The sequence below is a fragment of the Streptomyces sp. NBC_01244 genome (genome assembly GCF_035987325.1).
Lineage (GTDB): Bacteria > Actinomycetota > Actinomycetes > Streptomycetales > Streptomycetaceae > Streptomyces.
In genome coordinates this window covers 3415302-3438112 of record NZ_CP108488.1, presented here as the reverse complement: position 1 = coordinate 3438112, position 22811 = coordinate 3415302, and the positions used below count along the sequence as shown (strand labels likewise).

The 22811-nt window shown below is 72.3% G+C and carries 19 protein-coding genes; 11 read left to right on the top strand and 8 right to left on the bottom strand.

The genetic code is table 11. The features are described 5' to 3' along the window. Nucleotides 1-115: 115 nt before the first annotated feature. On the bottom strand, nucleotides 116-676 hold the full coding sequence (locus tag OG247_RS15300) for a CGNR zinc finger domain-containing protein (protein ID WP_327252770.1): 561 nt from the start codon (nucleotides 674-676) through the stop codon (nucleotides 116-118). A 119-nt stretch (nucleotides 677-795) separates the two neighbouring features. Here OG247_RS15300 and OG247_RS15295 point away from each other — a divergent pair, with 119 nt between their 5' ends. Continuing rightward, nucleotides 796-1254 (top strand): VOC family protein, encoded by a 459-nt coding sequence (locus OG247_RS15295; protein ID WP_327252769.1) that lies wholly within the window; start codon nucleotides 796-798, stop codon nucleotides 1252-1254. Beyond that, nucleotides 1254-2189, top strand: coding sequence for a pyridoxamine 5'-phosphate oxidase family protein (locus tag OG247_RS15290; RefSeq protein ID WP_327252768.1), 936 nt, complete (start codon nucleotides 1254-1256; stop codon nucleotides 2187-2189). Before OG247_RS15295 ends, OG247_RS15290 begins: the two co-directional genes overlap by 1 nt. Here the strand turns inward: OG247_RS15290 and OG247_RS15285 are convergent. After that, nucleotides 2165-3124, bottom strand: coding sequence for a hypothetical protein (locus tag OG247_RS15285; protein ID WP_327252767.1), 960 nt, complete (start codon nucleotides 3122-3124; stop codon nucleotides 2165-2167). The genes OG247_RS15290 and OG247_RS15285 overlap by 25 nt on opposite strands. A gap of 308 nt (nucleotides 3125-3432) precedes the next feature. Continuing rightward, nucleotides 3433-5988, bottom strand: coding sequence for an aminopeptidase N (gene pepN / locus OG247_RS15280; protein WP_327252766.1), 2556 nt, complete (start codon nucleotides 5986-5988; stop codon nucleotides 3433-3435). Nucleotides 5989-6098: 110 nt separating this feature from the next. On the opposite strand from pepN, the gene OG247_RS15275 reads away from it, so the two are divergent. Further along, entirely contained in the window at nucleotides 6099-6746 is a 648-nt protein-coding gene (locus tag OG247_RS15275) for a mycothiol-dependent nitroreductase Rv2466c family protein (RefSeq protein WP_327252765.1), read from the top strand. A 50-nt stretch (nucleotides 6747-6796) separates the two neighbouring features. Continuing rightward, nucleotides 6797-7513 (top strand): hypothetical protein, encoded by a 717-nt coding sequence (locus OG247_RS15270; protein ID WP_327252764.1) that lies wholly within the window; start codon nucleotides 6797-6799, stop codon nucleotides 7511-7513. 36 nt (nucleotides 7514-7549) lie between these two features. Here the strand turns inward: OG247_RS15270 and OG247_RS15265 are convergent, their stop codons facing one another. After that, nucleotides 7550-8206 carry a superoxide dismutase gene (locus OG247_RS15265; RefSeq protein WP_281210776.1) on the bottom strand — a complete coding sequence of 219 codons (657 nt, stop codon included), beginning with the start codon at nucleotides 8204-8206 and terminating at the stop codon, nucleotides 7550-7552. A gap of 183 nt (nucleotides 8207-8389) precedes the next feature. Beyond that, a complete protein-coding gene (locus OG247_RS15260; RefSeq protein WP_327252763.1) occupies nucleotides 8390-9805 on the bottom strand; it encodes an amino acid permease in 1416 nt (471 codons plus the stop codon). Nucleotides 9806-9969: 164 nt separating this feature from the next. Between OG247_RS15260 and OG247_RS15255 the strand changes: the two genes are divergently transcribed. Beyond that, entirely contained in the window at nucleotides 9970-10752 is a 783-nt protein-coding gene (locus tag OG247_RS15255) for an SDR family NAD(P)-dependent oxidoreductase (protein ID WP_327252762.1), read from the top strand. 54 nt (nucleotides 10753-10806) lie between these two features. Here OG247_RS15255 and OG247_RS15250 read toward each other — a convergent pair whose 3' ends face one another. Next, the gene (locus OG247_RS15250; protein ID WP_327252761.1) at nucleotides 10807-12204 is read right to left on the bottom strand and encodes an amino acid permease; all 1398 of its coding nucleotides are present in this window, start codon (nucleotides 12202-12204) and stop codon (nucleotides 10807-10809) included. 284 nt (nucleotides 12205-12488) lie between these two features. Between OG247_RS15250 and OG247_RS15245 the strand changes: the two genes are divergently transcribed. Then, nucleotides 12489-13070: a biotin transporter BioY gene (locus OG247_RS15245; protein WP_327252760.1), complete on the top strand. Its 582-nt coding sequence runs from the start codon at nucleotides 12489-12491 to the stop codon at nucleotides 13068-13070. 78 nt (nucleotides 13071-13148) lie between these two features. Here OG247_RS15245 and OG247_RS15240 read toward each other — a convergent pair whose 3' ends face one another. Continuing rightward, a complete protein-coding gene (locus OG247_RS15240; RefSeq protein WP_327252759.1) occupies nucleotides 13149-14588 on the bottom strand; it encodes an amino acid permease in 1440 nt (479 codons plus the stop codon). 220 nt (nucleotides 14589-14808) lie between these two features. Here OG247_RS15240 and OG247_RS15235 point away from each other — a divergent pair, with 220 nt between their 5' ends. Further along, nucleotides 14809-15294: a ribose-5-phosphate isomerase gene (locus OG247_RS15235; protein WP_327252758.1), complete on the top strand. Its 486-nt coding sequence runs from the start codon at nucleotides 14809-14811 to the stop codon at nucleotides 15292-15294. A gap of 153 nt (nucleotides 15295-15447) precedes the next feature. After that, on the top strand, nucleotides 15448-16254 hold the full coding sequence (locus OG247_RS15230) for an Fpg/Nei family DNA glycosylase (protein WP_327252757.1): 807 nt from the start codon (nucleotides 15448-15450) through the stop codon (nucleotides 16252-16254). Nucleotides 16255-16372: 118 nt separating this feature from the next. Here OG247_RS15230 and OG247_RS15225 read toward each other — a convergent pair whose 3' ends face one another. Then, complete coding sequence (locus OG247_RS15225; RefSeq protein WP_327252756.1) at nucleotides 16373-17608, bottom strand: GNAT family N-acetyltransferase; 1236 nt, start codon at nucleotides 17606-17608, stop codon at nucleotides 16373-16375. A gap of 117 nt (nucleotides 17609-17725) precedes the next feature. Here OG247_RS15225 and OG247_RS15220 point away from each other — a divergent pair, with 117 nt between their 5' ends. The 3 genes from OG247_RS15220 (at nucleotide 17726) to OG247_RS15210 (ending at nucleotide 22705) form a co-directional block, all read left to right on the top strand. Continuing rightward, nucleotides 17726-18874: a PP2C family protein-serine/threonine phosphatase gene (locus tag OG247_RS15220; RefSeq protein ID WP_327252755.1), complete on the top strand. Its 1149-nt coding sequence runs from the start codon at nucleotides 17726-17728 to the stop codon at nucleotides 18872-18874. A gap of 589 nt (nucleotides 18875-19463) precedes the next feature. Then, entirely contained in the window at nucleotides 19464-20330 is an 867-nt protein-coding gene (locus tag OG247_RS15215; protein WP_327252754.1) for an ABC transporter ATP-binding protein, read from the top strand. After that, a complete protein-coding gene (locus OG247_RS15210) occupies nucleotides 20330-22705 on the top strand; it encodes an ABC transporter permease (RefSeq protein ID WP_327252753.1) in 2376 nt (791 codons plus the stop codon). Before OG247_RS15215 ends, OG247_RS15210 begins: the two co-directional genes overlap by 1 nt. Nucleotides 22706-22811: the final 106 nt, after the last annotated feature.

The following is a 22811-nucleotide window of genomic DNA, read 5'->3' as shown; positions in this document are numbered from 1 at the left end:
CGGATCGAACCGGTACGAACCTTCGGGGTGGAACATGGATTTGTAGACATCCCGACCGTGCGTCAGGGGTGGGGCGGGCCCCGGTCTCAGATCAGATGTGACAACTTCCGGGCGTTCAGCGCTCGCGCGTGCGCGCGTAATGACGGGAGGCTTTCGCCCGGTTTCCGCAGGCGGACATCGAGCACCAGCGCCGGGTGCCGTTGCGCGAGGTGTCGTGGAAGCGCAGCACGCAGGTCTCGGAGGCGCACTTGCGGATCCGGCCGGGGTCGGAGCCCAGCAGCTCCAGGTAGTCGCGGGCGGCCGTCCAGGCCGGACCCCAGGTCGGATCGTCGAACTCGGTCCGCTCGCCGGGCCCTTCGGCGGTCAGGGTGGCCCGGATCCGTCCGTGCTCCAGGACGGCGTCGACCAGGGTGCGGGCGCTCTCGTCGGCGGGATCCGCGACCGCGCGGGCCAGTGCCTCGCGGGCGGTGAGCAGGTGGACCAGGGTCGCGGCGTCGGCGCGGAAGCGGCCGGCCAGCCCCGTGCTCTCCAGCCAGAGGGCGAGCCCTTCGACGCGGGTGAGCCCGAAGGCCCCCGCGAAGAGGTCGGCGGGTTCGCCGTCCTGGACCCACCGGGTGTTCAGCAGGTCCAGGGCCACCGGTTCCCCGGTCAGGGGTCGTGGGTCCGCCGTCGTCATGTCCGCCTCCTCGTGGCACTAACCCCTCAAGAGTACGTGAGCGGTTGACTCCCCCACTCCTAACCGTTAATCTCGATTTAGAAGGTTAGAAATTACACAGTTCTGGGGAAGGAACCGTTGTGACGACCGTCATCAGCAAGCTGCGCACCGGCCACGTGGGCCTGAACGTCACGGATCTCGCCCGGTCGCTCGTCTTCTACCGCGACGGCCTCGGCTTCGAGCTGCTCGGCGAGGGCAAGGAGGAGGACCGGCGCTTCGCCTTCCTCGGCCAGGACGGCGAGCTCGTACTCACCTTGTGGCAGCAGGCGGAAGGGGCCTACGCACCCGGCGCGGCCGGACTGCACCACCTCGCGCTCTCCGCGGACGCCATCGAGCAGGTCAGGGCGTACGAGGAGCGGCTGCGCGGCCTGGGCGTCGACTTCGCCTACGAAGGGGTCGTCGCCCACGGCGAAGGGGCGGCCTCCGGCGGGATCTTCTTCCACGACCCCGACGGGACCCGACTGGAGATCTCCGTGCCGAGCGGCGCCGAAGGCGCCGAGGCTCCCACCACAGGGGCCCCGACCTGCGGGTTCTTCTAATGTCCGGGTACCACTGGGGCTCGCTGGCCGTCCAGGAACGGGTCGGCGTCCGGGAGCACGCCGTGCACGTCGGCCGGTCCGTCACCCCGCACATCAAGGACGTGGCCGCGGCCTTCCTGGGGCTGCAGCCGCACCTGGTCGTCGGCGCGGCCGATCCCGGAGGCATGCTCTGGGCCTCACTGCTGACCGGCGCCCCCGGCTTCGTACGGGCCACCGGGCCGGACCGGATCGCGGTCAAAGGGGGGATCCCCGAGGGCGATCCGCTCGCCGAGGCGCTGGCCACCGCCGGCACCCGGGTCGGGACCATCTCCCTCGACCCGCGCACCCGGCGCCGGATGCGGTTGGGCGGAACCCTGGAGGTGACCCCCGGCGGGTTCGCGCTGGCGGCCGAACGGGTCTTCGCCAACTGCCCCAAGTACCTCCAGAAGCGGCAGCCTGTCCAGCTCGTCGCCGAAGGAGCCGGTGTCGTGCGGCGCGGGGACGCGCTCACCCCCGACCAGGAACGGGCCGTCCGCGCCGCCGACACCTTCTTCGTCGCCACCTCCGCGGGGGCGGACGGGGCGGACGCGAGCCACCGGGGCGGAATGCCGGGCTTCGTCGAGGTGCTGTCCCCGGCCGAACTGGCCTGGCCGGACTACGCGGGCAACGCGATGTTCCTGACGCTGGGGAACCTGCTGGCGGACCCGCGGGCGGGGCTGCTGTTCCCGGACTGGGAGAGCGGGGCGCTGCTCCAGCTGAGCGGGCGGGCGGAGCCCGAGTTCGGGGCGGGCGGGGAGCGGCGGGTCCGCTTCCGGATCGAGTCGGTGGTGGAGAGCGTGCACCCGGGGCGGCTTCGGTGGAGCGCCCCGGAGTACTCGCCGGCCAATCCGGCGCTGCCCGCGCCGCCTTGGCAGCCTGCGCGGCAGGGCCCTCACCTGGGCAGGACGACGACGTAGGCGGCGGGCTCGCGGTCGGCGGACGCCGTCAGGGCGGTCCGTACGACCGCCGCCTGCTGCTCGGGCCAGTCGCGGAGCTTGCGCGGGGTGATGTGCAGGACGGTGATTCCGCACCGCTCCAGGGTCTCCCGCTTGCGGACGGACTCCGACCACTGCTCGTCCTCCCCCTGCCGCGGGGCCCGGGTGTCGATCTCCACGGCCACGGCCTGCTCCGGCCAGTACGCGTCGACCCCGCCCAGGTGCGGGCCGCCGGGCAGCCGCAGGTCCACGTTCCAGACGGGCTCGGGGAGCTCGTAGCCGCGTACGAGCTGGTACAGCCGGTCCTCGGCGATGGCCCGGCCCTCGGCGAGCAGCGATTCGACGGCGTCCACCACGTGCGGGCGGTTCAGCAGCCGGGCCACCGTCAGCTCCCGCACCACGGCGGCCGGTTCGCAGTGCCCGCCGCGGACGGCTTCGCTGAGCAGGCGGCGGACCGTACCGGCGTCGGAGAGGTGGGCGACGGCGTCGGCGACGGCGCGGGCCACGGGGGCCACGGGCAGCCCGGTGACCTCCACCGGCCGGGGCGGGGTGTGCGTCCGGACGATGCGGACCTGTCCGGCGGAGCGCAGCCGGCGGGTGTTCGGGACGAGCACGTCGATCTGGGGGAGGCCGAGCAGGGCGGGGGCGGAGGAGAACCGGTACAGCGCGAGGGCGGCCAGCCCCGTGATCATGACCTCGTCGCCGCGGCGCCCCGCGTAGAGGAGCGCCGCGTGCAGCCGCTCCTCGCTGGTCGCGGGACCGGCGTGGAGCAGGAACACCCCCGGCAGGATCTGCTGCCAGGACCGCTCGGCGGCATCGGAGGCGGTGACCCCGTGCTCGCGGAGCTGGGTCAGCGACAGCACGCGGGGGCGGTTGTCGGTGAGGTGGGCGAGGGGGAGGGGTGCGTTGTGGTTCATGACGCTGAGATTCCCTCAGGCCATGGCCTCGCTAACCCCTGTTACACATCCGTCGGCAAATCGGGACAAGACGGGGCTAAAGTACGGACGTTCGACTGCCGATGGGCTGCGCTGGTGGGCAGGCTGGGCGCCGCCTCCTGGCGCTCCGCCCCAGGACCCGCGCCTCAAACGCCGGCGGGGCTGGATGTGGCCGGCGTCGTCCCGCACCTGAACGCCGGCGGGGCTGAAAAATCCAGCCCCGCCGGCGTTTGCGGCGCGGGTCCGGGCGGAGCCCGGGGGAAGGGCGGGTAGGGGACAGCCCCGCAGGGCTAGCCCGCTGCCGTGTCGCAGGCCTGGGCGCGAAGGGCGCGGGCCAAGTCGTCGCGGGACTCCAGGACCAGCCGCCGAAGCGCCGGAGCCGCATCAGCGTGCGCCGACAGCCAGTCGTCCGTAGCGGACAAGGTCTCCTGGGAGTCCTGGAGGGACGGGTACAGGCCCCGCACCACATCCATGCCGATCTGGATCGACCGGTCGGCCCAGATCCGCTCGATGACGTCGAAGTAGCGGCCGGTGTACGGCGCGAGCAGGGCCCGCTGCGAAGACCGCTGCATCCCCGCGATCGTCGCCTCGACCAGCGCGTTCGACAGCGCGTCCGACTCCACCACCGCGGCCCACGCCTGGTCCTTGACCGCCGCGGACGGCCGCGCCGCCAGGCACCGCACCTGGTGCCGCTTGCCCGACGCCGTGTCGTCCCGCGCCAGTTCCGCCGCGATGACCTCCTCGCCGATCGCCCCGTGCGCGGCCAGCGGCAGCAGGAAGTCCCAGCGCAGCTCCTGGTCCACCTCCAGCCCGTCGATCCGCGCCGATCCCTCCAGCAGCCCCAGCAGCAGCTGGAAGTCGCCCTCGGTCGCCGCGCCCGCCGCGAAGAAGCGGGCCCAGGTGAGCTGGTGCTCCGACCCCGGCTCCGCGAAGCGCAGTTCCTGCAGGGCGCAGGCCGCCAGCACCTTGCCGCCCTGCTCCCGCCAGTCGGGCGCCGCGTAGTGGGTGACCGCGGTCTGTGCCTGCGCGTGCAGCATCTGGAGAACGCCGACGTCCGTCTCCCGGCCCGCGTGGGCCAGTACGAGCGAGACGAAGTCCCGCGCCGGCATCAGCCCGTCACGCGTCAGGTTCCACAGCGCCGACCAGCACAGCGCGCGGCTCAGCGGGTCCGTCACCGAGCCCAGGTGCGAGCGCAGCGCGGCCAGCGACGCCTCGTCGAAGCGGATCTTGCAGTAGGTGAGGTCCTCGTCGTTGACGAGCACGAGGGCCGGCTTCTCCTGCCCGGCCAGTTCGGTGACGACCGAGCGGGCCCCCGCGACGTCCGCCTCGGCCCGCGCGTAGCGCACCAGTGCGCCGTCCGGGTCCAGCCGGTACAGGCCCACCGCGACGCGGTGCGGGCGCAGCTCGTCGCCGTCCTGGACCACCGCCAGCTCGGTCACCCGGCCGCCCGCGTCGCAGGTCACCACCGGGGTCAGCGCGTTCACGCCGGCCGTCTGCAGCCAGGCCCGCGACCACTCGGCCATGTCCCGCCCGGAGACCTCCGCGAGCACCGACAGCAGATCGTCCAGGGTGGTGTTCCCGTAGGCGTTCGCCTTGAAGTAGCGCCGCGCGCCCTCGAGGAAGGCGTCCCGGCCCACGTACGCCACGAGCTGCTTGAGCACCGCCGCGCCCTTGGCGTAGGTGATGCCGTCGAAGTTCAGCTTCGCGTCCTCCAGGTCACGGATGTCGGCCGTGATCGGATGCGTGGACGGCAGCTGGTCGGCCCGGTAGGCCCACGCCTTGCGGCTGTTGGCGAAGGTGACCCACGCCTGGTCGAAGCGGGTGGCCTCGACCAGCGCGAAGGAGCCCATGAAGTCCGCGAAGGACTCCTTCAGCCACAGGTCGTCCCACCACTTCATGGTGACCAGGTCGCCGAACCACATGTGCGCCATCTCGTGCAGGATCGTGTTCGCGCGCCGCTCGTACGAGGCCTGCGTGACCTTCCCGCGGAAGATGTACTCCTCCCGGAAGGTCACCATCCCCGGGTTCTCCATGGCGCCCAGGTTGTACTCCGGCACGAAGGCCTGGTCGTACTTCCCGAAGGGGTACGGGTAGTCGAAGATCTCGTGGAAGAGGTCGAAGCCCTGCTTCGTGACGAGGAACACCTCGTCCGCGTCGAAGTGCTTCGCCAGCCCCTTGCGGCAGATCGCGCCGAGCGGGATCGTCAGGTCCCCGCGCGTGTAGGAGTCCGTGACGTAGTGGTACGGCCCCGCGACCACGCAGGTGATGTACGTGGAGATCGGCGCGGTCTCGGCGAAGCGCCGGGTCTGCCCCTCGAGGGACTCCAGGGCGCCGTTGCTCCAGACCTGCCAGCCCTCGGGCGCGGTCACCTCGAAGCGGTACGGGGCCTTGAGGTCGGGCTGCTCGAAGTTCGCGTACACCCGCCGGGCGTCGGCCGGCTCGTACTGGGTGTAGAGGTAGACCTCGCCGTCCTCTGGGTCCACGAAGCGGTGCATGCCCTCGCCGGTCCGGCTGTACGCGCAGTCGGCGTCGACCACGAGCACGTTCTCGGAGGCCAGCCGGTCCAGGGCGATCCGCGCGCCGTCGAAGACGACGGCCGGGTCCAGCGCGCGCCCGTTGAGGGTCACGGCGTTCACCTTGGGCGCGATGAGGTCCGCGAAGCTCGAGGCTCCCGGAGCGGCGGCGCGGAAGCGGACGGTGGTCACCGAGCGGAAGGTCCTGGGTCCGTCGGCCGGTTCGGCCTCGTCCACCGCGGACCTCAAGTCGAGGACCACCTCGTACCCGTCGACGGACAGCAGCTCGGCCCGCTCGCGGGCCTCGTCACGGGACAGATTCTCTCCGGGCACGTGCACTCCTTCGTGCGTGATCGCGATACCTGACCGAATCCTCCCACGGGGGAATGCGTGTGCGGTCGGAGCGGTTGGGCAGGGAGGAACGTTCCGATCTGAGGAGAGACATGGCTGACACCCAGGTGCGCGAGAAGACCGCTGTCGACTTCTGGTTCGACCCGCTCTGCCCCTGGGCCTGGATGACGTCCCGCTGGATGCTGGAGGTCGAGAAGGTCCGTGACGTGGAGGTCCGCTGGCACGTGATGAGCCTCGCGGTCCTGAACGAGAACAAGCTCGACGAACTGCCCGAGCGCTACCGCGAACTGCTCGGCCCCAAGGGCTGGGCCCCCGTGCGCGTGGTCGTCGCCGCCCAGCAGAAGTTCGGCGACGAGATCACCGGCAAGCTCTACACCGCCCTCGGCACCCGCTTCCACAACGAGGACCAGGGCCCGACCCGCGAGGCGATCGCCGACGCCCTGAACGAGGTGGGCCTGCCCGCCGAACTGATCCACTACGCGGACTCCGACGAGTACGACGAGGTCCTGCGCGACTCCCACAACGACGGCATCAACCGGGTCGGCCAGGAGGTCGGCACCCCGGTCATCTCGGTGCCCGGCGCCGACGGCGCGGAGGTCGCCTTCTTCGGCCCGGTCGTCACCCCCGCCCCGCGCGGCGAGGCCGCGGCCCGGCTCTGGGACGGCACCCTGCTCGTCGCCTCCACCCCGGGCTTCTACGAGATCAAGCGCACCCGCACGCAGGGCCCGATCTTCGACTAGCTCGACCAGTTCGACTAGCAGGTGCCCGGTTCCTCCCTTAACGTCCCTCTATGGGGATCAGCCCGACACGGGAGGAACCGCTCGGCCGCAGCGGCGGCCGGGCGGAGCCCGCGATACCGAACGGCAACGCCGCGCACGCCAGCCTGCCCGCACGCCCCCGAGACCGGGTGCTGCGGGCAGCCTGCGTTGCGGTGCCCCCGCTGTGGACGGCCCTCGGGGTCCGCCAGGCCGCCGGCACCCTGCGCCACTACCTCCGGGGTACGGGCCGCCCGTACCGGGTCGACGCGCGGGCGCTGCTCGCCGTGCCCGCCGTACGGGAGGACGTGGACCGCCGGCTGGCCGAGTGGCGCCGGGACGCGGGGGCGCTCGGCGAGCCCGGCGCGTACGCGGCGGACAGCGGCTGGCGCGGGGTGCTGATCACCCGGCGCGCCCGCGAGGGAGGCAGCGCGGACTGGTGGCTGGCGCTACGCGGGGCCCAGTACCGGATCAGCGGCACGGTACGGGTCCACGAGGACGGCTCCGTGGTGAGCGACTACCGGTTCCAGGTGCACAAGAGCTGGAACTTCGACCGCGGGGAGTCGGAGTTCGGCGTCCCCTTCACCCCGTTCGCGCGGCTCCATGAGACAGGCCTGGCCCGGGAGTTCACGGTGGTCGGCGAGGTGGACGGACTCGTCGACCAGGCGGCCGCCGCGGGAGACGCAGAAGGCCCCCGCGAGTCATGTCCTCGCGGGGGTCTTCTGGTGGACACGCCCGCACGTGAAGGTTGAGAAGACGATCACGAGGCGGACGGGATGGTGGGCTGATCAGCCCTTGGCGGGGATCAGCAGCGGGGTGTTCGCCTTGGCGTCGGCGTAGCGCTTGGCCACGTCCTGCCAGTTGACGACGTTCCACATCGCCTCGATGAAGTCCACCTTCTGGTTCTTGTACTGAAGGTAGAAGGCGTGCTCCCAGGCGTCGAAGACCAGGACCGGGGTGCTCGCGATGCCCACGTTGCCCTGGTGGTCGTAGACCTGCTCGACGACGAGGCGGCCACTGACCGGCTCGTACGCCAGAACGCCCCAGCCGGAGCCCTGCGTCGCGGAGGCGGCGAAGGTCAGCTGCTTCTTGAACTTCGCGAAGGAGCCGAAGGATTCGGTGATCGCGTCCGTCAGGTCGCCCAGGCCGTCGGCCGCGGTGGGCTCGCCGCCGCCCTCGCCGGTCTTCGGGCTGGCCATGTTGTGCCAGTAGATGCTGTGCAGGATGTGGCCGGAGAGGTGGAAGGCCAGGTTCTTCTCCAGGCCGTTGAGCGCGCCCCAGTTCTCCTTGTCGCGCGCCTCCTCCAACTGCTCCAGCGTGTTGTTGGCGCCCGTGACATAGGCGGCGTGGTGCTTGTCGTGGTGCAGCTCGATGATCTGCGGATTGATCACCGGCTCGAGCGCCGCGTAGTCGTACGGAAGCTCAGGAAGCGTGTAGATGGCCATGCGTGTTATCCGGTCCCCTCAGCGTGCCAACTGCTATTGCAATTAATGCGCAACTGCACGCTAGCAGTATCTATTCCAGGCTTCCCATAAGGGTCACCTCACTTGTCGGGACCTCCGGAACGCCGAAGGCCGGGCCCATGCGATCGCATGAGTCCGGCCTTCGGGGCGCTGGTCCGGCGGGTGTTACGCGGCTTCGCGCACCGCCGTCCGGCGCTGGATGACGTAACCGGCGGCGGCCAGCGCCACGGTCAGGCCGCCGGTGAAGACGAGCTGGACCCGGGTGTCGTCGCCCATGGCCATCAGGACCAGGACCCCGGCGAGTCCGGCCAGTGCGACCCAGGTCAGATAGGGGAAGCCCCACATCTTCACGACCAGCTTCCCGGGGGCCTCGCGCTCCAGGCGGCGGCGCAGCACGAACTGCGAGACGGCGATGAAGCCCCAGACGACGAGGATGACGCCGCCGACCATGTTCAGCAGCCAGGCGAAGAGGGTGTCCGGGTACCAGTAGGACAGCAGCACGGTGACGAAGCCGAAGCCGGAGGAGGCCAGCACCGCCCGGCGCGGCACCCGGCCGGAGAGCTTGCCCAGCGCCTTGGGGCCCTGGCCGCGGGAGACCAGGGAGTAGGCCATGCGGGAGGAGCCGTAGATGTTCGCGTTCATCGCGGACAGCAGGGCGATCAGGATGACCACGTTCATGACCTGCCCGGCGTGCGGGATGCCCAGGTGGTCCAGGGTGGCCGCGTACGGGCCCGCGGTGGTGACCGCCGGGTCGTTCCACGGCAGCAGCGTGACGATGACCAGCATCGAGCCGACGTAGACGATGGCGATCCGCCACATGGTGGTCTTCACGGCCTTGGCGACGCCCCGGACCGGGTTGTCGGACTCGGCGGCCGCGATGGTCACCGTCTCCAGGCCGCCGTACGCGACCACGGAGGCGAGCAGGCCGACCAGCAGTCCGTCCACGCCGTTGGGCAGGAAGCCGCCGTCGTGCAGCAGGTTGGCGGTGCCGGGGGAGTCGGTGCCGGGCAGCACGCCCAGGACCGCCAGCACGCCCAGGCCCAGGAAGAGGCCGATCGCGCCGATCTTCAGGGCGGCGAACCAGAACTCGAACTCGCCGAAGTTGGAGACGGCGGCCAGGTTGGAGCCGCAGAACATCGCCATGAACACCAGCACCCACATCCACGAGGGGGTGCCCGGGAACCAGCCCGTCATGATGTGTGCCGCGCCGATGGCCTCGATGGCCACGCCCACGCACAGCAGGGTCCAGAACATCCAGCCGGCGGTGAAGCCGGCCCACGGGCCGATGGCCCGCTCGGCGTGCACCGAGAAGGAGCCGGAGGAGGGGTTCGCGGCGGACATCTCGCCGAGCATCCGCATCACGAACATCACGAGCAGCCCGGAAGCGGCGTACGCGAGGACGATCGAGGGACCGGCGGCCGCGATGCCGGCGCCGGAGCCGACGAAGAGGCCCGCGCCGATGACCCCGCCGAGGGCGATCATCGAGAGGTGGCGCTGCTTGAGGCCGTTGCCGAGAGGGGATCCGGCGTCGCCGGCGGGCGGCGCGTCCTGTTCGCGGGGAGCGGCGGTCGTCTGGCTCATGGGTGGTGCCTGTCCGGTGTGCGGGGGGACGGAATGGAGTGCCCCAGTCTCAACCGTGTCCGATCATCGGACACTTTTCGTCCGCTATCCGGACAGTCGGATGACCGGCCGTGATCATCCCCGTACGCTGGCGAACCGGACCCGAACGTACGACGGAGGCTCGAATGGACCACGGCATACGGGAATTGGCCGCTACGGGCCGGGGAGTACTGGTCACCGGAGCCTCCCGGGGCATCGGACGGGCCATCGCCACCGCGTTCGCCGAGCAGGGCGACCGGGTCGCGGTGCACAGCACGGCCGGCGGGCCCGACGCCGAACGGACCCTCGCGGACCTGCCGGGCGAGGGCCACGTCCTGGTCGCCGGCGACCTCACGGACCCGACGCGCGTGGAAGCCCTCGCCGCCGAGGCCGAGGAGGCGCTCGGCGGGATCGACGTGCTCGTGAACAACGCCGCCGTGATGGTCGCGCACCCGCTGCCCACCACCTCCTACGCCGACTGGCAGGCCGCCTGGCAGCACACGGCCGCGGTCAACCTGTTCGGTACGGCCAACCTGGCCTACTGCGCGGCCCGCCGCATGATCGACGGCCGCCGCGAGGGGCGCATCGTCAACATCGGCTCGCGCGGAGCCTTCCGGGGTGAGCCCGACCACCCCGCCTACGGCGCCACCAAGGCGGCGCTCCACGCGCTCGGCCAGTCGCTCGCCGTCTCCCTCGCCCCGCACGGCATCGCGGTGGCCTCCGTCGCACCCGGCTTCGTGGCCACCGAACGGGTCGCCGACCGGCTCGACGGGGAGGAGGGCGAGCGGATCCGGGCGCAGAGCCCCTTCGGCCGCGCGGGTACCCCGCAGGAGATCGCCGCCGCCGTGCTCCACCTGGCCTCGCCCGCGGCGCGCTGGAGCTCGGGCGCGGTCCTCGACGTCAACGGGGCCTCCTACCTGCGCACCTGACGCGCGAAGACCCCCGCGCGGTGTGCGCGGGGGCCTTGCGCGAGGACCGGCGGGTCAGGACTTCGGGGTGCGCAGCTCCCGGATCCACGCCACCAGCAGCACCGCGGCCGCGGCCCCCGAGGACCACAGCAACTGCGGCCGCGCCGCATCGTCGAACAGCATCAGGACCAGCACCGTGGCCATCCCGACCAGGGCCGCCCACGTCGCGTACGGGAACAGCCACATCGGCAGCGTCAGCCGCTCCGGCATGTCCCGCTCGATCTTCGCGCGCAGCTTCAGCTGCGAGACCGCGATCAGGGCCCACACGAAGATCAGCACCGCGCCGACCGCGTTGAGCATGTAGAGGAAGATGGTGTCCGGCCACAGCAGGTTCAGCACCACCGAGACGAACCCGAAGGCCACCGACGCGAAGACCGCCCGGCGCGGCACCCCTCCGCCCGACACCTTCAGCAGGGACTTCGGTGCCTCGCCCCGCTCCGCGAGCGAGAACACCATGCGCGAGGACCCGTACAGGTTCGCGTTGAGCGCCGACAGCAGGGCCACGAAGATGACGACGTCCATGATCTGGCCGGCGTGCGCGATGCCGATCGAGTCGAGGACGGCCACGTACGGGCTCTGGCCCGGCGTCAGCGAGTCCCACGGCAGCAGGGTCACGATGACCAGCATCGAGCCGACGTAGAAGAAGAGGATGCGCCACACGGCGCTGCGCACCGCGCGGGCCACGGACCGGGCCGGGTCGTCCGACTCGGCGGCCGCGATGGTGACGACCTCCAGGCCGCCGAAGGCGAAGACGACGGCCAGCATGCCGGCGACCACACCGCTCGCGCCGTTCGGGAAGAAGCCGCCCTGGCCGGTCAGGTTGGCCATCCCGATCGGATCCGTGTCGGGGAGCAGGCCGAAGACGGCCAGCGTGCCGAGGATCAGGAACAGCACGATCGCGCCGACCTTGAGGGCCGCGAACCAGAACTCGAACTCGCCGAAGTTCCGTACGGCGGCCAGGTTGCTCACGGTGAAGACCACCATGAAGACGAACACCCAGACCCACTGGTCCACCGAGGGCAGCCAGCCGTTGGCGATCTTCGCCGCGGCCGTGGCCTCCACGGCCAGCACCACGACCAGCAGGAACCAGTACAGCCAGCCCGCCGAGAAGCCGGCCCAGCGGCCGAGCGCCTTCTCCGCGTAGACGGAGAAGGAGCCGGAGGCGGGCATCGCCGCCGACATCTCGCCGAGCGCCCGCATCACCAGCATCGCGAGGACCCCTGCGAGCAGGTACGAGCAGATGATCGCGGGACCGGCGATGGTGATGCCGGCGCCGGAGCCGACGAACAGCCCGGCGCCGATCACGCCGCCGAGGCCCAGCATGGTCAGGTGGCGCTGTTTGAGGCTGTGACTCAAAGGCTCGGGTGGGAGCTCGTCCGTGGTGCCGGGAGGGGCGGACGGGAGGTCGTGCATGAGGAGTGCTCGTACTCTCTATGGCCTGGCGGCGGTGGGGGCTCCGCGACAGTTGGAGGGACCCTACAGTCTCTCCGGAGAGCGCCCATCCGCGCAAAACGGACGTGTTGTCGTTCATTGCCCGTGACGCGGATCACTGCACCTCGGGCGTGGGGCGAGGTCTTTGTGAACTCCCCACCAAAACAGGGAGTACGGCTTTGTCCCGGGCGACCCGGATGAGGCCCCCGACCCGGTACTAACGTCGGTGATCGTCCCTGTCGACCCCACCTCCCGCGGAGTCCCCGATGAGCACTGCTTCCGTCTCCTTCCGGCCCGGCGCCGTCCTCGCCGACCTGCTGCCCGCGAGCCGCGTCCGCGACATCGCGCTCGTGGCCGGCGGAGCCGGGCTCACCGGCCTCGCCGCGCAGATCGCCGTCCACGTCGACGGCCTGGCCGCACCGATCACCGGGCAGACCTTCGCCGCGCTGCTCGTGGGCACCGCGCTGGGAGCCGGCCGGGGTTTCCTTTCCCTGGCCCTCTACACCCTGGTCGGCATGGCGGGCGTGCCGTGGTTCGCGGGCGGTTCCTCCGGCGCGGGCGGCGCGACCTTCGGGTACGTCCTCGGCATGCTGCTGGCCTCTACGGTCGTCGGCGCCCTCGCGCGGCGCGGCGCCGACCGCTCCGTGCCGCGTACGGCGGGCGCGATGGTGCTGGGCTCCGCGATCATCTACGCGGTCGGCGTCCCCTACCTCGCGCTGTCCACCGGGATGTCCTTCGGTGCGGCCGTCGCGGGCGGCCTGACCCCGTTCCTGATCGGCGACGCGCTCAAGGCGGCGCTGGCGATGGGTCTGCTGCCGGCCGCCTGGAAGCTCCTCGGCCGCGCGTGAGCGCTCGTACCCCCACGTTCCACACGGCAGCCCCGGACCGCGCAGCGCGGTCCGGGGCTGCCGTCATGTCGGGAAGTGCTACGCGGAGGCCTTCAGGGCGGCCTTGCGGCGCAGCTGCCGTGCCACGCCGATCGCGATCACCACGGCCGCGACCAGCAGCGACAGCAGGACGGTCTCGCGGTTGTCCTTGTCGTAGACCATGTAGCCGAGGACGAAGGTGATCATCGCGGCGGTGGCCCAGGTCAGGTACGGGAAGAGCCACATCTTCACCGTCACCTTCTCCGGGGCCTCGCGCATGAGGATCCCGCGCATCCGCAGCTGGGTCAGGCAGATGACCAGCCACACGAACAGCGCGATCGCGCCCGAGGCGTTCAGCAGGAAGCTGAAGACCGTGTCCTTGAAGGCGTAGTTGAAGTAGACGGCGGCGAAGCCGAAGACGACCGAGCCCAGGATGGCGGCCATCGGCACGCCCCGCTTGTTCACCTTGGCGAAGGACTTCGGGGCGTCACCGCGCTCGCCCAGCGAGAAGGCCATGCGGGAGGCGGTGTAGAGGCCCGAGTTCAGGCAGGACAGCACGGCCGTCAGGACGATCACGTTCATGATCTGACCGGCGTGCGCGATGCCGATGGAGTCCAGGGCGGCGACGTACGAGCCCTTCTCCACGATCGACTTGTCGTTCCACGGCAGCAGGGTCAGCACGATGAAGATCGAGCCCAAGTAGAAGACGCCGATGCGCCAGATCACCGAGTTGGTGGCCTTGGTGACCGCGCGCCGCGGGTCCTCGGACTCGCCGGCGGCCAGCGTGACGATCTCGCTGCCCATGAAGGAGAAGACGACCATCAGCACACCGGTGAGGACCGAGCCCCAGCCGTTCGGCATGAAGCCGCCCGTGTCGGTGAGGTGGGCGAAGCCCGCGCCCGGGTTGTCCGAGCCCGGCAGCACGCCGAAGACGGCCAGCATGCCGATGATCACGAAGCCGCCGATGGCGACCACCTTGATGCCGGCGAACCAGAACTCGAACTCGCCGTACGAGGCGACCGAGCCGAGGTTGGTGACCGTCAGCACGGCCATCACGATCAGCGCCCAGGCCCACTGCGGGACGGCCGGGACCCAGCTTTCGAGGATGACGGCGCCGGCGGTGGCCTCCACGGCCAGGACGACGACCCAGAAGAACCAGTACAGCCAGCCGATGGAGAAACCGGCCCAGCGGCCGAGCGCGCGGTCGGCGTACGCGGAGAAGGAGCCGGAGTTCGGGCTGGCGGCGGCCATCTCGCCCAGCATCCGCATGACGAAGACGACCATCGCGCCGACCAGCGCGTAGGACAGCAGGATGGCGGGACCGGTCTTGGCGATACCGCCGCCGGAGCCGACGAAGAGCCCGGCGCCGATGACGCCGCCGATGGCGATCATGGACAGGTGGCGGTTCTTGAGACCGGCCTTCAGGCCGTCGGAGGGCTGGCCTTCACCGGGATTGCCGGTGGGGGAGCCTTCCTTCTGAAGGGTCGTCGTGGAGCTCATGAACGGATCCTTAGGTTCTCGGGTGGCGAGCCCCGGCATTCAAACCTGAGATGAACGCAGGGCGGAAGACCCCAATCCGGATCGTTGCGTCGGGGCGAACGTCCAGGACCTGGGTCCCGCGGTGTCCCATCTGCGTTCTTTGGGTTTACTTGAGCTTTAGAAGTGACTTACGCGACACCCCGCGGCGGGTCCCCGGCCCGGCTCGTGCCACACTCGGACCATGCGCGTGTACCTCGGATCCGACCATGCCGGCTTTGAGCTCAAGAACCACCTGGTGGACTGGCTCAAGAACAACGGCCACGAGCCCGTCGACTGCGGGCCCCACATCTACGACGCGGTGGACGACTACCCGCCGTTCTGCCTCCGCGCAGCGGAGAAGACGGCCGCGGACGCCGACAGCCTCGGCATCGTGATCGGCGGCTCCGGCAACGGCGAGCAGATCGCCGCGAACAAGGTCAAGGGCATCCGCGCCATCCTCGCGTGGAGCGTCCAGACCGCCGAGCTCGGCCGTGAGCACAACAACGCCAACGTCATCTCCGTCGGCGGCCGGATGCACACCCAGGACGAGGTCGTCAGCTTCATCGACGCGTTCCTGAAGACCCCGTACTCCGACGAGGAGCGCCACACCCGCCGGATCGACATGCTCACCGCCTACGAGACCACCGGCGAGCTCCCCCCGATCCCGGCCCACCACCCGCAGGGCTGATCCCGCTTCCGGCCGCGACGCCCTCCGGGGCGGCGCGGCCGGTTTTTCATGCCCCGGTTTTTCATGCCCCGGTTTTTCATGCCCCGGTTTTTCACGTCCCTGGTCACGTCCCGGTTTTCACGTCCCGGTTTTTCGTTCGCGAGGAGTACTGCCGTGCCCGAGGGGCATACGATCCACCGCCTCGCCGAGGACCACACCGAGCGCTTCGCCGCCCGCCCGGTCCGGGTGAGCAGTCCGCAGGGCCGGTTCGCCGAGAGCGCGGCCCTGCTCGACGGCCGCGAGCTGGAATCCGCCGAGGCGCACGGAAAGCACCTGTTCCTCGAACTCGGCGACGCCTGGATCCACATCCACCTCGGCCTCTTCGGGAAGCTCGGCTTCGGCCCCGCCCCGGCCCCGCCCGCCACCGAAACCGTCCGGCTCCGGCTGCTGAACGAGGACCACTACGCCGACCTGCGCGGGCCCACCGCGTGCGCGCTCATCGGCGACGGCGAGAAGAAGGCGATACACGACCGGCTCGGCCCGGACCCGCTGCGCCCCGCCGACGACCCCGACCGCGCCTGGGCCCGGATCTCCCGCTCCCGCACCACCGTGGCCGCCCTCCTCATGGACCAGAAGATCGTCTCCGGCGTCGGCAACGTCTACCGCGCCGAGGTCCTCTTCCGCCACGGCATCGACCCCTACCGCGCCGGCAAGGACCTCACCCGCCGCGAGTGGGACGCGATCTGGGCCGACCTCGTTCTGCTCATGCGCGAAGGCGTGCGCAACAACCGCATCGACACCGTCCGCGACGAGCACCTGCCCGAGGCCATGGGCCGCCCGCCGAGGGTGGACGACCACGGCGGTGAGGTGTACGTCTACCGCAGGGCCAACATGCCCTGCCACATCTGCGGGGGCGAGATCCGCACCGCCGATCTCGCCGCCCGCAACCTCTTCTGGTGCCCGGGGTGCCAGGCCCGCTAGCCGGGCCCGCTGGTCACGCCCACTAGCCAGGCCCGCTGGCCAGCCAGGCCCGCTGGCCAGCCAGGCCCGCTGGCCAGCCAGGCCGGCTGGCCGGGCGCCCGGGCGGCGCGCGTCCCGGCTAGAACCCGTGCGGCAGCCACGGGGCCACGTCGCCGGCGAAGGCGCGCGAGAGCGCGGCCAGCGTTCCCGCACGGACCTCGCGCACCAGGCCGGCCGCGCCCAGCGAGTTCAGGGAGACCCCGCCCAGGTACGCCGCGCCGAGCTCCCGTACCGACAGCTCCAGGTCGGCCGGGGCCTCCGTCCGGGTACAGACCGCGGCCCCGTCCGCCCCGACGGCCAGCCGCCAGCGCCCCGCGTTCCACGGACAGAACGCGTCCTCCACCTCCAGCACCACGTCCAGCGGAGCCCCGTAGGCCCGCGCGGCCAGCGCCGCCGGCAGGTCCACGAGCCGTACGTGCAGCGAGTCGCGCAGCCGCACCCGCGTCCGGCGGACATCGCTGACCAGGTGCAGCACCGCGTCGTCCGCCGGACGCTTGAAGGCCCGCACGGTCCAGGTCAGGTCGATGGAGAACACGTACCGCCACAGCGCCGCGTACGCCGCCGGATCGAGCGCGTCGAGATCCGCCACGTCCACCCGGCCGTCCGAACCGGTCAGGTCCCACTCGGGCTTGACCCGGTAGCGGGCGTACCCGACCACCTCGCCGTCCGCCCGCTCGGCGACCACACACTTCAGGGGGGAGGCTCCGCTCCTCGTCGCCTCCGGGTCGAGCACCGCCTGCAGCTCCCAGCCCGGCTGCCGGGCCGGCATCCCGGGACGGCCCGCGACCAGCGCCGCGTAGACCCGCTCGCAGTCGGCCAGGGCCTTGCGCGGATCGACCAGCCGCAGCCGTACGTCCTCGGTCCCCGGCGGCACGGAGAGCCGTACGCGGGTCTTGTCGATCTCCACGGACATCGAGTACGCGGCGGTGCCGTAGCCGAAGCGCCCGTAGATCGCCGGATCCGAGGCCGTCAGCACGGCGATCGGCTCACCACCCGCCCGGACGTCGTCCAATTGGCGGCGCATCAGCGAGGTGAGCACGCCCCGCCTGCGGTGCGTGGGGGAGACGCCCACCATCGTGACCCCGGCGGCGGGCACGAGCGCCCCGCCCGGCACCGAGAGCCGGAAGGAGAAGGCTCCCGCCGTGCCGACGCAGGCCCCGCCGTCCCAGACGCCGAGGGAACGCTCCGTCTCGGTGAGCGACCGGTAGAGCTCCCGCTCCTCGGGCGATTCGGGCACTCCACCGAATGCCAGTTCCAGCTGGTCGTACCAGACATCCCACTCATCGGCCTGCAATACGCGCGTCTCAAGAGGCATACGGCCATCCCTATCAGGGCAATCCGTCCCCGGTCGATCTCTTTTCGGTTGCCGATGGGCCCATCTCAGGGGGTACCCCTGCGCGCGCACAGCCAGGATGGATAGGGTCCCGAAGCAATGGCCGGAGCACACGTGGAGTCCCTCCTGGCCCGGACCCGCATGGCGTGGCACCGGGCGCGCACCGCGCTGCGCAAATCCGCCGTCGACTACTTCCGCGGCGACGCCTCCGACTGGCTGGCCTTCGGCGGCCTGATCCTCACGATCCCGGCCATCGCCTGCGGCACGCTCATGCTGCCCGTGTGGTTCTCGCCCGCCGCGCTCGTGCTGCCCATCGTCGCCGGCGGCCTGCTGCTGCGCCCCGCCAGCCTGCTCGCCCTCTACGCGGCCTCCGCGGCCGCGCTCATCGTCGAAGCCCTGGTCCTCGGCCCGTACACGCAGGGCCCGGCGCGGGTCACCCCCGGCACCGTCCTCGTCGTCGCGGCCTGCGGGTTCTTCGGCCTGGTCATCGCCCAGTTCCGCAGCCGCGTCGGCGTGCCCTGGCGGCGCGGCGGCACCATGCTCTTCGACCTGCGCGAACGCATCCGGGTCCAGAGCAAGCTCCCCGCCCTGCCCCGCGGCTGGCACCGGGAGATGGCCCTGCGCCCGGCCGGCGGCCAGTCCTTCTCCGGCGACTTCGTCGTCGCCGCCCGCACGAACGGCGGCCGCACCCTGGAGATCGTCCTCACCGACGTCTCCGGCAAGGGCATGGAAGCGGGCTCCCGCGCCCTCCTCCTCTCGGGTGCCTTCGGCGGCCTCCTGGGAGCGCTGCCCCCACACGGCTTCCTGCCCGCCGCCAACGGCTACCTGCTCCGCCAGGACTGGGACGAGGGCTTCGCCACCTCCATCCACCTCGTCCTGGACCTGGAGACCGGCGACTACGAACTCCTCTCCGCCGGCCACCTGCCCGCCCTCCAGCTCTCCGCCGGGACCGGCCGCTGGCAGGAAATGACCGGCGAGGGCCCGCTCCTCGGCGTCTACGACGGCGCCGAGTTCACCCCCGCCCGCGGCAACCTGCGCCCCGGCGACGTCCTGATGCTCTTCACCGACGGCCTGGTCGAAACGGCCGACCGCGACATCAGCGAGGGCATCGACCGCCTCACCGGCGAGGCCGACCGCTACGTCGCCGCCGGCTGGGAGGGCGCGACCTGGCACCTCATCGAAAAGGTGGCCAAGGACGTCAACGACGACAGGGCCCTCCTCCTGATCCGCCGCGCGACCTTTTCTTGACGCACCACTCGCACCGCTCGGCCCTGGCGGGCCTCCCAGGCTTCGCGGCGCTGCGCCGGACTCCGTCCGGCGGTGGGGTGGGGCGGGGGTGGAGCCACGGCCGGTGGGGCGTGCGGCTGGTTGGGCCCCGAGGGGCCGGGGCACCTACCTGCCCTTCGCCCGTTACCCGGTGCTGTGCCTGGACCCGTTGCCGGGGTCTTCTCAGCCGTCCGGCGTTTGAGGACCGGGGTCTGGGGCGGAGCCCCGGGGGGTCCGGGCGCAGCCCGGCACCCCCTCCCAGGCTCCGGGCAGCGTCCGGGGAACGGGCGAAGGGCGGGTAGGGGACCTCACCCCGCAGCGCACCTCGCCCGGCACGGCAGGGCACCCCGTCCCGCAGGGGCAGCGCACTCCGCCCCGCAGGGGCAGCCCACCTCGCCCCGCAGGGGCAGGGCATTCGCCACGGCCGGCGCCGCCCACCCCCGCCCCGATGGTCGGGTTTACCCCACCCCCGGTCCGCCTGCCTCCGCCATGGCCGCAGGCCACCCGCCCTCCGTAGCGTCGAAGACACGATCACCACGAGGTGGTCGACCGGCACGGAAGGCGGCACACCATGGGGCTCCGGCGCAGCAAGCGGCAGGCCGAGCAGCGAACGGCGCCGCCCGGACCGGCCGGGCAGCCGGGGCAGCCCGCGGCGTCCCACGACGCCACCGCCGCAGTCGAGCTGCGCGCGGTCCGCCGCCAGTACGGCCGGGGCCAGGCCACCGTCCACGCCCTCCGAGGCATCGACCTCAGCCTCCCCCGCGGCAGCTTCACCGCGGTGATGGGCCCCTCCGGCTCCGGAAAGTCGACCTTCCTCCAGTGCGCGGCCGGCCTGGACCTCCCCACCGAGGGCTCCGTCCGGCTGGGCGGCACCGAGATCACCGGCATGAACGAGAACGAGCTCACCGAACTCCGCCGCAGCCGCCTCGGCTTCGTCTTCCAGGCCTTCAACCTCCTCCCCTCCCTCACGGTCGAGCAGAACGTCCTGCTCCCCATGCGCCTGGCCGGCGGCCGCACCGCCTCCCAGGGGCAGGCCCGCGCTGCCGACCTGCTCGCCCGCGTCGGCCTGGAGGGCAAGGGCCGACGCCGCCCCGCGGAACTCTCCGGCGGCCAGCAGCAGCGCGTGGCCATCGCCCGCGCCCTGGTCACCCGCCCCGATGTGGTCTTCGCCGACGAGCCCACCGGCGCCCTCGACACCACCACCGCCGCCGAGGTCCTCGGCCTGCTCCGCGACGCCGTGGACACCCTCGGAGCCACCGTCGTCATGGTCACCCACGACCCGGCCGCCGCCGCCCACGCCGACCAGGTGCTCTTCCTCGCCGACGGCCTCATCGCCGACCGGCTCCCGCGCGGTTCCGCCGCCACGATCGCCACCCGCATGACGGCCCTGACCACGCCCGCTCCCGCCGCCGCGCGCCACGCAGGGGCGGCCGCCTGATGCCGCTCCGCCCCCGTACCAACGGTCTGGCCCGCGCCGTGCTCCGGTTCCGGCCCGCCGCCTTCGTCGGCACCTTCGTCGCGCTGTTGATGACCGTCGCCATCGTCTCCGCCTGCGGGATCCTGCTGGAGACCGGCATCCGGGCGAGCGCCCCGCCGACCCGCTATGCCGCGGCCCCCGTCGTCGTCGCCGCCGACCAGCAGGTCACCCTGCGGGTGGGCAGCGGCGAGGGCGCGTACGACGTCTCCGCGCAGGTACCCGAACACGCCCGGGTGGACGCCGCGCTCCTGGACCGGCTGGCCCCGCTGGGGCGGGCCGTGCCCGACGTGAGCTTCCCCGTACGGGACCAGGCCGGCCGCGCCTTCGACGCGTACGGCTGGGGCTCCACCGCCTTCAGCCCCGCCGGGCTGCGTTCGGGGCGGGCCCCGGCCGCCCCGGGCGACGTGGTCCTCGGCGGCGCGGACGGGACCGGCCGGATCACGCTCGACACCCCCGCCGGCAAGCGGGAGTTCCGAGTCGTCGGGCACACCGACCGCCCCGGTGCCTGGTTCTCCGACGCCGAAGCGCGCGCCCTGTCCGGACACCCCCGCACCCTCGATGCCATCGCCGTCTTCGGGGCCGACGCGGCACGGGTCCGGGCCGCCGTGGACGGGCGCGCCCAGGTCCTGACCGGCGCCGACCGCGCCATGGACCCGCAGCTCGCGGGCGCCAAGGAGATGCTGGCCGGCCTCGGCGGTTCCTTCGGCGGCATCGCCACCCTCGTCGCCGTCTTCACCGCCGCCGGCACCGTCGCCCTCTCCGTCGGGCAGCGCTCCCGCGAGTTCGCCCTGCTGCGCGCCGTCGGAGCCACCCCGCGCCAGATCCGCCGTACGGTCGCCACCGAAGCCCTCCTCGTCGCACCGGTCGCGGGCGCGCTGGGCTGCGTACCCGGCATCGCGCTCGCCTCCTGGTGGTTCGGCCAGCTCAAGGAGAAGGGCGCCGTCCCGGCCGCCGTCGACCTGACCATCGGCTGGATCCCGCTCGTCTCCGCCGCCGGCATCGGACTTGTCACCGCCCTGCTCGCCGGCTGGGCAGCCGCCCGCCGTCCGGCCCGCATCCGCCCCGGCTTGGCCCTCGCCGAGTCCGCCGTGGAACGCCTGCGGCCCGGGTGGATCCGTACCCCCCTCGGCCTCGCCGCCCTGGCCGGCGGCACCGCCTGCGCGACGCTGGCCGCCGGCAGCAGCGGCCCGGACGCCGCCAACGCGGCCCTCGGCGTCGTCATGCTCTTCATGCTCGCCGTCGCCCTGCTCGGCCCGCTGATCGCCCGCGCCTGCGCCACCCTCTTCGGGCTCCCGCTGCGCGCCACCGGCGCCGCGGGCTCCCTGGCCGCCGCCAACTCCCGCACCAACGCCCGCCGGCTCGCCTCCGCGATCACCCCGATCGTGCTCGCCCTGGCCTTCTCCTCCACCCTGGTCTTCCTCCACACCAGTGAGGACCGGGCCGTGAGCCGGCAGCAGCAGACCGGGATGCTCGCCGACCACGTCGTCACCGACCCGCACGACCCGGACCGGGCGGTCGCGGCCGGGGCGGTCGCGCTCACCCGCACCACCGTCCTCGCCGTCGTCGGCTCCGGCCCGGAGCGCCTGATCCAAAGCGCCTCCGCCCAGGGGGTCACCGGGGACATCACCACCGTCCAGGACCTGGGCGTGCTCTCCGGGGACCTCTCCCGGCTGGCCCCCGGCAAGGTCGCCGTCGACCGGACCCTCGCCGCCGCCGACCGCGCCGCCGTCGGCGACCGCATCGAGCTGCGCCTCCCCGACGGCACCCGGGCCGACCCCGAGATCGTCGCCGTCTACTCCCGCGGCCTCGGCCTCGGCGAGGTCACCCTCCCCGCCGCCGACCTGGCCGGCCACACCACCGCCGGCCGCCCCACCGAACTCCTGGTCCGCGGCCCGGCCCCCGAGGGCTTCGGCCCGGTGCTGACCGCCACCGCCTGGACCTCCGCGCAGAGCGTGGACCGCGAGGTCAACGCCTGGGCCAACACCACCATGGCGGCCGTCCTCGGCGGCTTCGCGGCCGTCGCCGCGGCCAACACCCTGGTCATGACCGTCCTGGACCGCCGCCGAGAACTGCACCTGCTCCGCCTGGTCGGCTCCACCCGCCGCCAGGTCCTGCGGATGCTCTACGGGGAAGCCCTCCTGGTCAGCGGCGCGGGCGTCGCCCTCGGCTCGGCGATCGCCCTGACCACGCTGATCCCGCTCACGAAGGCGGTGACGGGCAGCGCCCCGTACATCCCGCCCACCGTCTACGGCTCCTTCGTGGCGGCCGCCACGGCCCTGACCCTGGCGGCCACGGCCCTCCCGGCCCGCAGAGCCCTGAGACTCAGTCGCACCTGATGTGGAAGGGCGGGCAGGGGACTTCGCCCCGCAGGGCCGCCCCCCACCCACGCCACCAGCCACTCACCCCGGATTGGCACGCCCGGCGCGGCCCGCCGGAACATAC